This is a genomic window from Halocatena halophila (genome assembly GCA_027563145.1).
GTDB classification, from domain to species: Archaea; Halobacteriota; Halobacteria; order Halobacteriales; family Haloarculaceae; genus Halocatena; species Halocatena halophila.
Genome location: CP071306.1, coordinates 150,436 through 164,838, shown reverse-complemented (window position 1 = coordinate 164,838; position 14,403 = coordinate 150,436). Strand labels below are relative to the sequence as shown.

The following is a 14,403-nucleotide window of genomic DNA, read 5'->3' as shown; positions in this document are numbered from 1 at the left end:
CCAAATGTGTTTCTACGTGTCTGCTAGTCGTCGCCCGGGACGGACTGGTCGGTCTCGTGGGTGCCAACCGGTGGAAGGTTTACCTCTGCGGCCGACGAAGCCGTGAGATCGACCGACTCGGTTTTCGAATCGAGATCGTCGAGGTCGCCAGCATCACGCGCATCCTGATCGATACGCATCGAGCAGAACTCCGCGCCGCACATCGCACAGAATCTGGCCTCCTTATAATTGTCGCCCGGGAGCGTCTGGTCGTGGTAGGACTGGGCACGTTCTGGATCTAGCGACAGGTCGAACTGACGCCGCCAGTCGAACGCATAGCGGGCCGTAGAGAGCGCATCGTCCCAGTCGCGGGCACCCGGGTGTCCGCTGGCGACATCCGCCGCGTGGGCCGCAATCCGATAGGCTGCGAGCCCTTCACGAACATCCTCCTCCTCTGGAAGCCCGAGGTGTTCTTTGGGAGTAACATAACAGAGCATCGCTGCGCCCGCTCTCGCAGCCTCGGTCGCCCCGATTGCGCTCGTGATGTGGTCGTATCCGGGGGCGATATCCGTTACGAGCGGTCCAAGAACGTAGAACGGAGCTCCATCACAGACGGATTGCTGGCGTTCGACGTTGTCGACGATCTCATCCAGTGGAACGTGTCCTGGGCCTTCAACCATCACCTGGACGCCGTGGTCCTGTGCAACCGCTGTTAGCTCTCCGAGCGTGTCGAGCTCGGCGAACTGTGCCTGATCGCTGGCATCCGCCAGACTCCCCGGTCGGAGGCCATCGCCGAGGCTGAACGTCACATCATGGGTGGCGAAGATCTCACAGATCGCCTCGAACTCGGTGTAGAGCGGATTTTGCTCGCCGTGAGTTTCCATCCACTGTGCGAGAATTGAGCCACCTCGCGAGACGATTCCTGTGGTCCGTCCCTCCGTCAGCGGAAGGTGTTCCATCAACACACCCGCGTGGATCGTCTGGTAATCAACGCCCTGTTCGGCCTGTGTCTCGATTACCGAAAGAAGCAGCTCCGGCGTGATCGACTCAACATCGCCTGCCCGTTTGAGTGCCTCATAAATCGGGACCGTCCCGACCGGAACGGGCGATCGGTCGACGTTCATCTCCCGGATTGCGTGTAAGTCCTCTCCCGTCGAGAGATCCATCACGGTGTCCGCGCCGTGGTGGACCGCCGTGTGGAGCTTTTCTGCCTCTTCTTCGAGGCTCGAGGTAGTGTCACTGTTACCGATGTTCGCGTTCACCTTCGTTGCGAACTCGCGACCGATGATCATCGGATCGAGCGAATCGTGGGCGTGATTCGCCGGAATAACCGCCTGTCCGGTTGCGACCTGCTCGCGAACGAACGATGGCTCCCGGTTCTCTCGCTCGGCCACCCGCTCCATTTCCGGCGTGATTTCACCAGCACGAGCACGCTGTAGTTGCGTCATCAAAACACCTAGTGGTATCACTGAGTAATAAATATTGGCATGGGAAAGGTCGAGTAATTAACGAAAATTCATTCAGCAATATCGATCCACCCAGGAGTATTATGATACCAATTATCACAGGTAGGAAATGATTTATACGTGAACAGCCATATACTGGTAGTGACAGATTTCAAACAGTGTTTTGAGTGTGGGAGCGGGAACGTGACGAACTACAGTGGAAATCGGTATGAGGACGGCTGTTTGGTGTGCGATGACTGTGGAATGCTCATTCCAAAATGGCACGGTTGAGTTCGAATCACACTATGTGGAACACTGCTGGGAGGAACAATATAACATATTTACACGATTCGATATAGTAACATACAATCCGTGAGTACGTTCAGCTAACAGATGGCGATAGATAGCGCACAGAATGTGGGGAGTGGTGGTGTTCCGGTGCGTGTCAAAACGTACGTCGACGAAGAAATGCATCGGACGCTTTCTGCGGCCCGATGGGAGCGAATTCGGTCGGACTCTCCACGACTTTACAGCTGTGTTCCGTGTGAACTTCTTTCAGAGAGCACGCGACCGTATCCCGGCGCCTGGAGCACGTGTCCACAGTGTGGGCGACGGATGGCCCAGGTGAAGTACATCCTTCGCGAGTAGCGGCCTAGGCAGTGTGGATGTGATCTGTGAGGTCCTCGCGGATGATGGTGTTGCAGTAGACACACCGGACGCCGTTTTCGAGCACGTCGAACTTCGATTGGACGGGTTCGTCTTCGGTGGTGATGCAGTTGCGATTCGGACAGGCGATCACGTCGGTGACGGTGCTCGGCCGATCGACCCGGCTCTTTTCGACGACATCGAAATCACGAATGATGTTGATCGACGCATCCGAAGCAATCAGTGAGATCACGTCAACCTCGTTCTGGCTGAGTTCGTGGCCTTCGACTTTCACCACGTCTTTGCGCCCAAGTTTATCACTCGGGACGTTCATTCCGATGCTCACAGTTTCGCCGTCCGAGCCGTCGATATCGAGGATTGCGAGTACTTTGAGTGCGTGGCCGCCAGGAACGTGGTCGATGACGGTTCCGCTTTCGATTTTGCTGACGCGGAGTTCCTGATCGGTCATTGTGTCTCACCCTGAAGGAGGAGATCAAGCAGCGCCATTCTAACGGGGACGCCGTTGTGTGCTTGCTCGAAATAGCGAGCGTGCGTGGTCGTATCAACACCCGGCGCAATTTCATCAACGCGCGGAAGCGGATGCATGACGATGAGATCATCGTTCGCGTCTTCGAGCGCGTCTTCGGTGATTCGATACTGTCCAGCAACTTCGCGGTACTCGTTCTCGTCGGGGAATCGCTCGCGCTGGATGCGCGTCACGTAGAGGACATCAAGCGTCGAGAGCACGTCATCGAGATCGGTGTGTTCGCGAACGTTCGCGCCATCTTCGTGGAGATCAAAGCGGACTGATCGAGGGAGTCTGAGCGATTCCGGGCTGATGAAGTGCTGTCTGGCGTCGATTTTTGTCAACGCGTGTGCGAGTGAATGGACGGTGCGGCCGTATTTCAGATCGCCCATGATACCGACCGAGAGATCATCGAAGCCGACGTTCTCTCGGATCGTATGGAGGTCCAACAGCGTCTGGGTTGGGTGCTGGCCAGCACCGTCGCCGGCATTGATGATCGGGACGTCGGCGAATTCGCTTGCCATTTTCGCTGCGCCCTCGCTCGGGTGTCGGAGGACGATTGCGTCGGCGTAGCCTTCGATGACCCGGATGGTGTCGGCAAGGCTCTCGCCTTTGGTGACACTCGAAGATTCGACCGATCCCATGTCGATTGTCGTTCCTCCCAGGCGTTTCATTGCCGTGTCGAAGCTCATCTTCGTTCGCGTACTCGGCTCGAAAAAGAGCAGTGCGAGAATCGTATCCGCATACCGGGATCGATCCGTCCCGCTGTGGGCGATATCGGCGGCTCGATCGAGCACCGTCTCGATATCATCCCGCGACAGCTCCTTCGTGCTGAGAACGTGCTCGCGGTGCATTATTCGAACGGGGGTGATCAGCCGCCTTGAATCTCCCGCATGCGGTGGTGCTCTGCGGTGCGTTGACGAGTCGCCGGGACAAATCACCAGGATTTCGGCGACGTGTCATCGTTCGAGGACGCCGTGCTGAATCAGCCACCAGCCGGCGAACAGACAGCCCAGGAGTGCGATTAGTGCCACCAGCATATCCGATGAGAGTGCAACTGACGTGATCTCGGACATCGGCGTCGAGCTGACTGTTCCATTCGGTGTTGCCGTTGCTTCCGTCGAAGCAGGAACCGGTTGCGAGGGTGGAGCCGAACCGTCGGATTCAGGTGGGCCACTCCCAACCAGTGGCTGCGTGACCGGTCGCGTCATGAAATACGTCACCAGAGCACCGATCGCCACCACTGCTGCTCCACCGAGCAATTTCGGTGCCTGCTGCCACCGGCGTCGCTCTGCATCAGTTGGCTCGTGTTTTATCACCAGCGGATCGGCCACTGGCGCGTAGATCGTCATCTCGACGCCTTTCTCGGAGTAGCCGGTGTCAGCGGCCCTGATCAGCTCCGTGCTCAGCAGTGTATCCAGATGATAGTGGACGACTTGTCGGGAGCAATCGAGCGCTGACGCCAGCTCCGATGGCGTTGCCGGCTCCTCGTGGAGCTGTGCAAGGATCTCTCGTGCCGTCTCAGAGGAAAGCGCGTCGAACAGCTGATTGCCAGCAGAATCGACGAGTCCAACCACCCGTGGGTCGAGGTCGGACGTACGTACCGTGGGTCGAAACGGAAGGATCCGACCGTCGTCGTCTGCCATCTGTCACCACTTATGTTGTTGTTTTATTAATGCATTCGAAGACGGTGCGAAGCGTGCGGTGAGTCTCACCGTCAGAATCGGCGGTTGCCACCGGCAGTTCGAACGCAAACGTTCCCGGTTCGAGAGAAACCACGTGTTTCGACGTTCGTGTGCGTCTGGGTGCTGGGTGAGCGGTACTCTGGAGCAAGAAAACGTGGTGCGTATCGGGACTGAACTGCCGGGGAGCCGCAGTTGTATTGCCGGTCGTCGTCTCAATCCACTCATCATTGGCCTGGTGAAGCAGCCGCCAGGGAGCCGTCTGCGTGACCGGCTGCTCGGAGCGATTGCTGAGTTTGATCGGAACCTCGGTGCTGGTGGCCCCCAGCTCCAAAACGCTCGATGGCCCTTCAAGCGATACCCTGTCAGGGGCTGACGATGACTCAACGGGAGGCATACACGTCGTAGCTGGATCTCCACAGGGAATGGTCGTCTCGAGACAGCCACTTGTGCTCGCTACACTGAGGACTGACGCGAGTCCACACAACAGTCGTCGTCGTTCCATACTCCGACGTCGGAACGACTAGTGAAAGCGATTCTCCAAGCGAAAATTCCAGTTTGACGTATGATCAGAGGTGGTCGTCGCTGAATAGATCATCATATCCAACGCTCCAATAGCGGATTATCACAGCCGACACGACAGCCGACTCGCAACAAGAGACCCACCACCAGAACTGAGTCACAGAGCGAAGGCGTTTTCTCGTTCGGTGTGAGCAACTAAACCTATGCAACGAGTGGATGTGGCCGTCGTTGGTGGTGGTCCGGCCGGCACCGCAGCAGGGACGGCGGCAGCGAACGAGGGCGCCGAGGTCGTCGTCATCGAGAAGGGCGTTCCTCGCGCTGACCGAGAGGAACCCGGCCCAGATTCGACCGACGCGGCAGGGATGCTCGATTACTGGACCGAGATCATGGATCTCGGCGAACCGTTTCCCGAGTGGGTCAAATGCCGTGAACTCAACGGTACCGTCTTCTATGGCCCGAACGAATCGACGACGCTGCGCTCGACTGGCATCAAAAGCAGCTATCCGAACTTCGGATTTACATTCAATCGAGCGCGGTTCGACGACTGGCTGCGCGAGCGGGCAGAGAACGCCGGCGCAACGTATCGTGTCGGAACCGGCGTCAGAGCGGTCGATGTCGACCCGCAGAACGGCCACACGGTGACCCTCCACGATGGCAGCGAACTCACCGCAGAGTATGTTATCCTCGCTGATGGTCCACAGCGAACCGTGACGAATCCGGTGCTCGATTCATTGCTCCCCGACGATGAAATCGACCGGCTCGCACCACCGACGGCGAATCATATTGCCTACCAGGAACACAGACAGTTCCCCGAGGAGCTGTTCACCGAAGACTTACTGGAGTTCTGGTGGGGTGTGATCCCTGGCCACACTGCCTATCCGTGGGTGTTTCCGAACGACGGCCGCGTGGCACGCGTTGGACTGACGATGCCGATCGGACTCGATCTGGACTCGATCGAGGACAGAGACGAGTATGGGCTTCTCAAACCGAGTGACGACACCGTTCCCGCAGGAAAAACATACATCAGACGACTCCTCGAACGCGAATACGGCGACCAATACGACATCGAGAACGACTTTCCGCTCGTCGAAGACCGTGGAAAACGGGGCGGCACCGAAACGTATCCAATCTCCTCGACGAAGCCAATTGACTCACCGACCGCAGCGAAAATTGCAGTCGTTGGCGGCGCAATGGGAACAACGTCAGCGTTCCACGAGGGAGGCGATCACGTTGCGGTTCGGACCGGCTCGATCGCCGGCCGGCTGGCTGGACTCGGTACCCTCAGGGCGTACAACAACGAATGGAAGGCGGCTATCGGCGACGAAATCAGACGCAACGTCTCACTTGCCGAACTGGTGTGCGATCATGGTCCCCACGACTGGGATCGAACACTTGGCACCGTCGATCGAATGATGACCGACGGTGCGTACGATAAACGCGACGCGATCGTCGCGGGAATGAACGGTATTCGACTGCTTGGTGGCTACCAGTACCGGAAGTTCAACTACCGAAACCACAGATACGTCCAACTCTCCGAAGACCAGTATCAGCACTGAAAGCCAGTCCGTGCTGAGCGGAAGACTTCAACCACCATCAAAACCCAATATAAATAACAAGAAATGCACTGAGTAACGACCAAGATAGTGACTACCTAGTCACAAGCTGTCATGGGACGGAAAGGCGAGGGCCAAGGGGAAGAGACCACCGTGGACCGTCGTTCAGTGTTGCGGAGTATGGCAGTCGGCTCAACTGCGTTGTCGGGGACCAGTTCGTTCATGGCCGGAAATCTCGGCGAGCTTGAGTGTCTCTCTGCAGAGTCACCACCTGATTCGTATCCGGTCGTCGAAAAGGACGAAGGGCTGTTCGGTGGCGGAGCTGGATTCGTTCAACACGGTACGTTTCCGGATTCTCCCGGTGAAGTCGTGATTTACATTCACGGCTGGCTCGAGCTGTTCACCGGTCGTGGAGCAGGACAGGGATATACGCTCGAAACGGCACTCAGACAGCAGGCGTATGACCACCCCACGATCACGTTTGCCTATCCCTCGAACAACATCAACTGGTGGGGAGTGAAAGGCGACGCAGAAGACGATGGCCGGGCATTCGCCAGCTGGGTGGAAGACTATCGAGAGCGCTATCCAGACGTCACGATTCGAATGGTGGGCCATTCACTGGGCGCGAGAACTGGACTGGGCTGTCTCGACGAGCTCGTCGTGAAAAACGGAAATGAACCGATCGAGTCGTTTGCGATGATTGGCGGTGCAATCCCTCGTTCTGCGGTGACCACAGACGGGGAGTTCGCCACAGCGATAACGAACGGTGCAAGAAGGGTGGACAACTTCTTCAGCGAGGGAGACGCCATTCTCGATTATATCTACCAGCTCGGAGAACTGGGAACCGAAGCAGTGGGTGCTTATGGCGCTCCATCGGATGCGACAACGCCAACGAACTACGCCGATCACGACGTGTCGGACGACGTAAACGGCCACTGTGTCTACTACAAGCCCGATCAGGGATGTGTCGGCGATATCGTCGATTCGTTCGAAGAGTAGAACGGAACACCTCTCAATCCATCATCTATCGGTGGATTCAAATAAACCAACATTCATTACGGAGTCACCGGTATTCCATAGTGACGCGAGGAGCAACTGGGATGTATCTTAGTGAGCGGTTTACTGACGAACACAGCGGTCACAGCGGCCATGAGTGAGACACCAACCATTGGGATCGATCTGGGGACGACGAATAGCGCGATTGCCCACGCCGAGGCGGGTGACATCGAGATCCTTCCCGGCGATACCGGCGATCGGACAACACCATCAGTCGTGGCGTTCGACGAAGCCACAGAGCAGGCGCTCGTCGGGCGACAGGCCAAAAAGCAGGCCGTTTCACACCCTGATAGAACGGTGTTCGCGATCAAACGGTTCATGGGCTCTGATGAGGTGATTCTGCTCGGTCCACGCGACTGTGCGTTCACTCCCGAGGAACTCGCCGGACTGATCTTAAAGAAGCTCAAGCACGACGGCGAAGCCTATTTGCAGGAGTCGATCGACGATGTGGTCATCACTGTACCGGCGTATTTCAACGACAGACAGCGACAGGCCACAAAGCACGCCGGGGCGATGGCTGGGCTCACCGTCGAGCGGATCATCAGCGAACCGACCGCGGCGTGTCTCGCGTACGGGCTGCAATGGGCCGACGACGCGACCGTGCTGGTGTATGATCTGGGTGGTGGAACGTTCGATAGCTCTCTGATCGATATCACCGATGGATTGTTCGAAGTCGTTGCCACGAACGGCGACACGAGACTGGGAGGAAACGACTGGGACGCACTGGTGGTCGAGTGGCTCGAGGATCGAATCGAACGTGAGTACGACGTATCCGTCACGGACTCACCACAGCTCGAGTCCAGGCTGTTTGACGCGGTCAAAACCGCAAAACACGAGCTTTCGAGCAGACGGTCGACAACGATTTCAATTCCGTTTCTCGAACACGACGAAGGGACAACAGATGTGGAGATCCCGATCGATCGTCAACGATTCGACGAGCTGACGAGCGATCTTCTCGAGACGACCATTGATCGGGTTGAACGCTTATTCGTTGAGACCGGCTATCGGCCACAGGATATCGACGAAATCCTGCTGGTCGGCGGCGCAACGAGAATGGGACAGGTTAGACGCCGACTTACCGACCGATTTGGCGTCACGCCATCGAAACGGATCAATCCCGATGAGGCCGTCGCGATCGGTGCTGCAGCACAGGCAGCAATACTCGACGGCGAACTCGAACACGGAGGTGAGCGCCACCCACGACAGAACGCACAGCACCTTCCCTCTCCGAGTGACACGGTCGTGATGCTCGATGTGACACCACAGCCATTCGGTGTGGTGTTGATCGACCAGGAAACGTATGAACCGTACTACCACGTCGTAATCGAGCGAAACACGCCGATCCCGGCGCGCGAATCGTACGTTACGACGACCGCTCGAGAGTATCAGTCCGAAATCGAGATTCAGGTGTATCAGGGCGACAACTCCCGTATCGAGGAGAACGAACTGCTCGACTCGTTCGAGCTCGGACCGCTACTCGAACGGCCGGCCGGAGAACCGACCATCGAAGTCACATTTATACTGGATGAGAATGGAATCTTGAACGTACACGCTCGGGACGTTGACCACGATGTCGGCGATGAGATCGAAATACAGCCAGTCTTCGGATTCACTGACGACGAACTCACGGTCATGCAACAAAATCTGCCACCCATCCGATGATGTGGAGTCTGTGTTTCGAAGCCGACCGCTACCACGACACGAAAGCATATGTCTGAGTCGTATCACGATCTGCTCGGTGTAAGCCAGGACGCCACTCCTTCGGAGATTCGTCAGGCGTACCGACAGCAGGTCAAACGACACCATCCGGATGTGAGCGACGCACCGGATGCACGAGAGAAGATCATTCGGATTCAGGAGGCAAAGGAGGCGCTGCTCGATCGATCACCACAGTCGAACTCGGAAGCCAGCCACCAACAGCAGGCCAGAGCGAGCCCGGACTCCGATGTCGGCTCACACCGCCGATCCCAGCGACGATGGTGGACGCGGACGCGAGCCAATCGGTGGACAAAAACCGAGCGACACGAACGAGAACAGACGGCAAGCACCGAACGCATCGATCCGACCGTTCGAGAGCAACTCGAATGGGCGCTTGGCCGACTCAAAGCCGGTGCTAGTGGGTTTGCACGAACGATCACCCACCCATCAACCGCGTTTGAGTGGATCGACTGGACGGACACCTCAGATCACCAGTCGCCGACTGTCATCCGGATTGCCGTTGCAACGGTTCTATTTGTCGGTGGGATTGTGTTGTTTCCACTACTGAACGGGTCGCCACTCGATACAACGACCGAGTTATGGCTGCTATTTGGCGCGTTCGTAAGCAGCTACATCGGTTACGAGCTGTTTTCGCCGTTGTTCCGCGTTGGGGCACGTCACCGCGAGCGCTATAAGCCAGCTGGCAGACCACGACTCTGGCCGATCGTCGCCGCGAACCTTGTTGGACTCTGTTTGCTCGGGGCCGATCCATTCATGGGACCGACGGACGGGGGCCTCGAGTTTGCAGTCCTAACGGTTGCGATTGCACTGGTGTTTTTCGTACTGGTGCCCGCAACCTTTGCGAACGGCCTCCGCTCGGTCGTTGGAGGGACCGACTCCGTCGCAAACCATACGACCGGCGTTGGCGTCGCTATGGGGGCTGTGTTGGCTGGCGGCCTGTTGTTCACGACGGCCGGCTGGATTACACTCACGGGGATCACTGATACGACCGCTACGATCGTCGGATGGGAGTCACTCACGGCAACGCCATGGATTGCACCCATCGAAGTTGGTCCGCTTCGGATTGGGCTGCTGGTGAACTTCCTGATCGGACTCGTCGTGAGTTGCTGTCTGCTCTGGAGCGTTGGCTCGATGGCCTTCCGGCTCACGACCGCGCCGTGGCGAGACCGATACGAGCACGGATACCGAGTCCGACCAGGAATCTGGAACGTTCTCGTCGTCGTTCCGTTCGCCCTTCTGGGCTGGATGGTGCTCTTTGACCACCATCAGGTGGTGCTCCCCATCATAAAGCACGTGGTCACCCAGGGCGATCTCCTCGTTCGGATATTCGTGCTTCCGTCCGTGCTCACGGGACTCTACCTGGTGCGACGACAGGCTGAGCCGACACTCCGTGACCGGGTGTATGATCAGTACTGACGTTCGAAACCGTCTAACCTGTGGCGCTCTTACTCCAGTTGCGTGCCATTAGTCCCCGCCCGAGTGTATCCCATTGGGATGCGATGACAGCGCGGCGAACCCAGGCACGCGACAGACGCCCGACACGAGGGTTTCCCGGCCGACGTGGCACACAGCCAGAGGATGAGGCCGGTCGTTAGTGTCTCGGGCGACAGTTTCTGTGTGGTTAGTTCTCAACTGATAGCGACACGCTATCGAGCGTGAGCCCAGTAGTCGCCGTCGAGAGTGTTGGATCGCCTGGTCCAAAATCGATACCCACCGTGTTGGTTGCATCCACCGTTCCGGACACCACAAGCCGAACGTAGGCCACCTGTGTGGTCTCACAGGAGACCGAACCGGAGAGCGTTACCTCCATCGGGTCAGAAACGACGCGTAGTGTGCTGTCCGTGACGTGCAATTTCTGGAACGTACGTTCTGTCGCCACCGCCTCGAACGCCGAGCCATCCTCAAGCGACATGAGTGCGTTCCGGATTTTCTCACGAGGACCCATACCGTACCGAATTGCAACCTCCGTTGGGGATTCTTTACCGGCCTGTGCGACGCCGTTAATCTGTCCGGTTATCGTCGTGGACACCGTTGTGGACTGACAGTCCCCAACGGAAAACCGACCACCCAACAGTGCCATCTGGGTGAACGTGCCACTGGACTCGACCGGCGCGAGCGTATCCACGGTTGCTCGATTCGTCTGGGTATCGGTCGCCTGTTCGATCGTTACCCCAGTCGCGTTCGTGGTCCCGTTTGCCCAGCCCGTCGGACTGTCCAACAGCTCCGTCGTCGAGCCTTGAGAGACCGTCTGTATCCCCGCCGTTGATGCTTGACTCCCAGCCGTATGCTGTAGTGATTGCATCCCGATAACTCCAGGGGCTACTGACGATAACAGCCGCCGCCGCGTGTAGGTTCGACGAGACATCTCTGGTGAACCCACGGCCGAATCCGGGATAGGCGTTTTTCAGCCATAGAAGTAGCTCCAACTGGGTTACAGGCCCGTTTGACCAGACCGACTATGAATATGAATGACAACTGTTTTCCGACGGTCGCCGAACGACCGGGTATGAAGCTCGCGCGCATCGAAACGGACGATGGAATCCACTGGGGTGAGTACGACGACGGAACCGTCATCACAGACGATCAAGAGTACGAACCGTCGGCGTATCGTCTCCGCGCACCGTGTGATCCGTCGGCGATCTACTGCGTTGGCCGTAATTTTGGCGAAAAAGTCGAGCAGATGGACTACGACATTCCCGACGAACCGGATTTTTTCATCAAGCCACCTACTGCGGTCCGTGCACCTGGTGAACCAATCGTCTATCCGTCGTTCACCGACGAACTGACCTATGCCGGCGAACTTGCAGCCGTGATCGACAAACCCTGTTCGAACGTCTCACGATCAGAGGTCGATTCAATCGTTCGTGGCTACACCATCCTCAACGATCTCGACGCGCTTGATCAGCCACGGCGAACCGCGCGAAAAGCGTTCGACGGATCCGCACCGATCGGCCCCTGGCTCGAAACGGCGATCGAGCCGGATTCCATCGAGATGGAAACGCACGTCGATGATGAACGACGACAGGCAGACTCCACCGAAAACATGTTCATCGATCCACGAACCATCATTGAATTCTTATCAGAAAGATTTACATTCACTCCTGGAGACGTTATTTCGTTTGGGAGTCCAGCAAATCCTGGCCTCCTAGAGCCAACGAATGAAGTTCGGATTCAATACGACGGGATCGGCACACTGACCAACAGGGTCGTCGCCCCCGAAAAGTAGCTCTTTGTGTTCGGTTCGTACGGCTGCTTCGACCACGAACCGTTCGCATACCGTCGGTTGTGTCGAGTGCCCGCGCCCAGAGCGCTCGTCGCCTACTCCTCCAGTTGGGAGATCTCGTCTGAGCGAATCCACGCGTTGGGGTTGTCGTGTTCGTACACGACGAGCAGGCCTTCACGTGTTTCGAAGCGACCATAGTTCTCGTAGCGACCGTCCGTCCGTGCGTGAGTCTTTTCTTCCATGGCGTCTCGTTGGTGGCGACCGGACGGACACACACCGTATCAACGCCAACACCACGTCATGTACCATCACCGATCCTTCAACCTTCTATCACATCTACCGTCCGGTTTCCTTGTATACACGAACGGAGTTTACAGTTATAAGCATGTTCCTAAATCATATTCCAGTTATTTATACTCACTTTGGAGAAATTATCTTAAATTTAGAAAGTCATATTAAGATAAGTTCGGCAACGATCATCCCGCAGACGGCGAGAATACAGGGTTAGTATCAAATTTTCTTTGACCCTGTCTGATAAAACTGTTAGTAAATGTTTTTGTTATTTTGTGTGGTAATATCAGGTGGTCGGCTCCTCGTGTTCGATTTCCTTGCGTGCAGTAAAGACTGCGTTTGCGTCCATTGCGAGTTCGTACTCGTAGTAGGCACCCCCGGCCCGGCCATCGTTTCGTTCCGTCCGAGAGAGAAATCCAAGCATTTTCAGCTCCGAGAGGTGGTCCTGGACGCTACGCAGCGACGACAGTGGTTCGGTCTGCCAGCGGTTTGCAACCCGTTCGTACGTCGATTGAATTGTTTTCGATCGAACGGGTGTCTTCTCGTTCGCTTCGAGTCTGGCGATTGCCTCGAGAATGAGTTGTCCGTGGGGTGTTTGATCCTGTATTTTATTCCGGACTCGTCCGCGCTGGACGCGGGTTTCTGCGTCTCGAATGTGCTCATCCGTCACGATGTCCTCACCACGATCTTCGGCGATATCGCCGCCAGTGCTCAACAGATCGAGCGCTTGTCTGGCGCTTCCGGTGTCCTGAGCGGCCTTAGCTGCACAGAGTGCAATCGCACTCTGTTTGTATCCACCTTCGATGAATGCTTTCTCGGCACGGTGAGAGAGGATTGTCCGGAGTTCGTCGGCATCGTAGGGAGAAAACGAGAGTTCTTTTTCCATCAGCGTTCCCTTTACTTTCGGGCTCAGGCTGTCTCTAAACCGGTAGTTGTTGGAAATGCCGATCACACCAATCTTCGCTCGTTTGAGATTACCATTCGAGCGTGCGCGGGGAATCTCATAGAGCAATGAGTTCACTTTCGCAAGGTGGTCGATCTCATCGAGTACTAAAAGAAACGTTCCACCTCGTTCGTCGAGGAGCGCATAGAACTCCTCAAGGGCGTCACTGGTCGAGAGTCCTTTTTTCGGAAATGTAGGCTCAGACGGTGACCTGAGCGTGTTGATGAACGCACGAAGGGTGCCGTACGCCGAGTCGTTGTTACAGTTGTGAAACAGCACTGTGAGCCGATCTGCCGCCGTACGCCCTTCGACCTGGGTTTGCAGCGCATCCATCATGAATCGGGTCACAGCCGTCTTTCCCACACCCGTTTTTCCGTAGATGAAGATGTTTGAGGGGGTGCGGCCGAACAGAATGTCTTTCAGGGCGTTCCGGTAGGCCTCAATCTCCGCTTCTCGTTCGAGAATCGTTTCGGGATCGTAGTCCTCCTCAAGAACGTGCTTGTTCTCAAATAACTGTTCGGTGATACCTTCGAATGGGTCTTTCATATACGATTCAATACCAGATCATTTCAACCACAGTGTATATAATAGCTGTGTTCGTCTGTTTCGTCTGTTCTTGTCGTTTAAGTGTTGGTGTCACAGTACGTTTCGTCTGTTCGCTCTCGATTCGATGAACTGAATAGCTATTGCCGCAACCATAAGAGTTAATCCATATCAATATTCTCCCCCAACAGAACAGACGAAATGTACTGTGACAGCCGATCGACTGGCCCCATCGTCTGATGAAGAACAGACGAAACGTACTGTGTCTGTTCCCCC

At 56.6% G+C, this 14,403-nt stretch carries 14 protein-coding genes; 6 read left to right on the top strand and 8 right to left on the bottom strand.

Features of this window, described 5'->3' with window-relative positions:
- Window positions 1-23: 23 nt before the first annotated feature.
- A complete protein-coding gene (thiC, locus tag JXQ78_RS00845) occupies window positions 24-1,427 on the bottom strand; it encodes a phosphomethylpyrimidine synthase ThiC (RefSeq protein ID WP_407934028.1) in 1,404 nt (467 codons plus the stop codon).
- A gap of 390 nt (window positions 1,428-1,817) precedes the next feature.
- Here thiC and JXQ78_RS00840 point away from each other — a divergent pair, with 390 nt between their 5' ends.
- On the top strand, window positions 1,818-2,072 hold the full coding sequence (locus JXQ78_RS00840; protein WP_330631581.1) for a hypothetical protein: 255 nt from the start codon (window positions 1,818-1,820) through the stop codon (window positions 2,070-2,072).
- Window positions 2,073-2,076: 4 nt separating this feature from the next.
- Here the strand turns inward: JXQ78_RS00840 and pyrI are convergent, their stop codons facing one another.
- The 4 genes from pyrI to JXQ78_RS00820 all read right to left on the bottom strand — a co-directional run bounded on the left by pyrI (window position 2,077) and on the right by JXQ78_RS00820 (window position 4,782).
- Entirely contained in the window at window positions 2,077-2,538 is a 462-nt protein-coding gene (gene pyrI, locus JXQ78_RS00835) for an aspartate carbamoyltransferase regulatory subunit (RefSeq protein WP_330631580.1), read from the bottom strand.
- Window positions 2,535-3,449 carry an aspartate carbamoyltransferase gene (pyrB, locus tag JXQ78_RS00830; RefSeq protein WP_330631579.1) on the bottom strand — a complete coding sequence of 305 codons (915 nt, stop codon included), beginning with the start codon at window positions 3,447-3,449 and terminating at the stop codon, window positions 2,535-2,537. Before pyrB ends, pyrI begins: the two co-directional genes overlap by 4 nt.
- A 105-nt stretch (window positions 3,450-3,554) precedes the next feature.
- Window positions 3,555-4,241 carry an ArsR/SmtB family transcription factor gene (locus tag JXQ78_RS00825; protein WP_330631578.1) on the bottom strand — a complete coding sequence of 229 codons (687 nt, stop codon included), beginning with the start codon at window positions 4,239-4,241 and terminating at the stop codon, window positions 3,555-3,557.
- Between the two features lie 10 nt (window positions 4,242-4,251).
- Window positions 4,252-4,782: a hypothetical protein gene (locus JXQ78_RS00820; protein ID WP_330631577.1), complete on the bottom strand. Its 531-nt coding sequence runs from the start codon at window positions 4,780-4,782 to the stop codon at window positions 4,252-4,254.
- Between the two features lie 220 nt (window positions 4,783-5,002).
- On the opposite strand from JXQ78_RS00820, the gene JXQ78_RS00815 reads away from it, so the two are divergent.
- The 4 genes from JXQ78_RS00815 to JXQ78_RS19000 all read left to right on the top strand — a co-directional run bounded on the left by JXQ78_RS00815 (window position 5,003) and on the right by JXQ78_RS19000 (window position 10,543).
- Window positions 5,003-6,355, top strand: coding sequence for an NAD(P)/FAD-dependent oxidoreductase (locus JXQ78_RS00815; protein ID WP_330631576.1), 1,353 nt, complete (start codon window positions 5,003-5,005; stop codon window positions 6,353-6,355).
- Between the two features lie 111 nt (window positions 6,356-6,466).
- Window positions 6,467-7,351 carry an alpha/beta hydrolase gene (locus tag JXQ78_RS00810; protein ID WP_330631575.1) on the top strand — a complete coding sequence of 295 codons (885 nt, stop codon included), beginning with the start codon at window positions 6,467-6,469 and terminating at the stop codon, window positions 7,349-7,351.
- 150 nt (window positions 7,352-7,501) lie between these two features.
- Entirely contained in the window at window positions 7,502-9,070 is a 1,569-nt protein-coding gene (locus JXQ78_RS00805; protein ID WP_330631574.1) for an Hsp70 family protein, read from the top strand.
- Between the two features lie 48 nt (window positions 9,071-9,118).
- Complete coding sequence (locus tag JXQ78_RS19000) at window positions 9,119-10,543, top strand: J domain-containing protein (protein ID WP_407934027.1); 1,425 nt, start codon at window positions 9,119-9,121, stop codon at window positions 10,541-10,543.
- Window positions 10,544-10,748: 205 nt separating this feature from the next.
- On the opposite strand, the gene JXQ78_RS00795 is transcribed toward JXQ78_RS19000, so the two are convergent.
- Window positions 10,749-11,429: a hypothetical protein gene (locus JXQ78_RS00795; protein ID WP_330631573.1), complete on the bottom strand. Its 681-nt coding sequence runs from the start codon at window positions 11,427-11,429 to the stop codon at window positions 10,749-10,751.
- Window positions 11,430-11,633: 204 nt separating this feature from the next.
- Between JXQ78_RS00795 and JXQ78_RS00790 the strand changes: the two genes are divergently transcribed.
- Window positions 11,634-12,353 (top strand): fumarylacetoacetate hydrolase family protein, encoded by a 720-nt coding sequence (locus JXQ78_RS00790; protein ID WP_330631572.1) that lies wholly within the window; start codon window positions 11,634-11,636, stop codon window positions 12,351-12,353.
- Window positions 12,354-12,445: 92 nt separating this feature from the next.
- On the opposite strand, the gene JXQ78_RS00785 is transcribed toward JXQ78_RS00790, so the two are convergent.
- Together JXQ78_RS00785 and JXQ78_RS00780 are read right to left on the bottom strand one after the other, a co-directional pair.
- Complete coding sequence (locus JXQ78_RS00785; protein ID WP_330631571.1) at window positions 12,446-12,592, bottom strand: DUF7331 family protein; 147 nt, start codon at window positions 12,590-12,592, stop codon at window positions 12,446-12,448.
- Between the two features lie 335 nt (window positions 12,593-12,927).
- Window positions 12,928-14,130 carry an orc1/cdc6 family replication initiation protein gene (locus JXQ78_RS00780; RefSeq protein WP_330631570.1) on the bottom strand — a complete coding sequence of 401 codons (1,203 nt, stop codon included), beginning with the start codon at window positions 14,128-14,130 and terminating at the stop codon, window positions 12,928-12,930.
- Window positions 14,131-14,403: the final 273 nt, after the last annotated feature.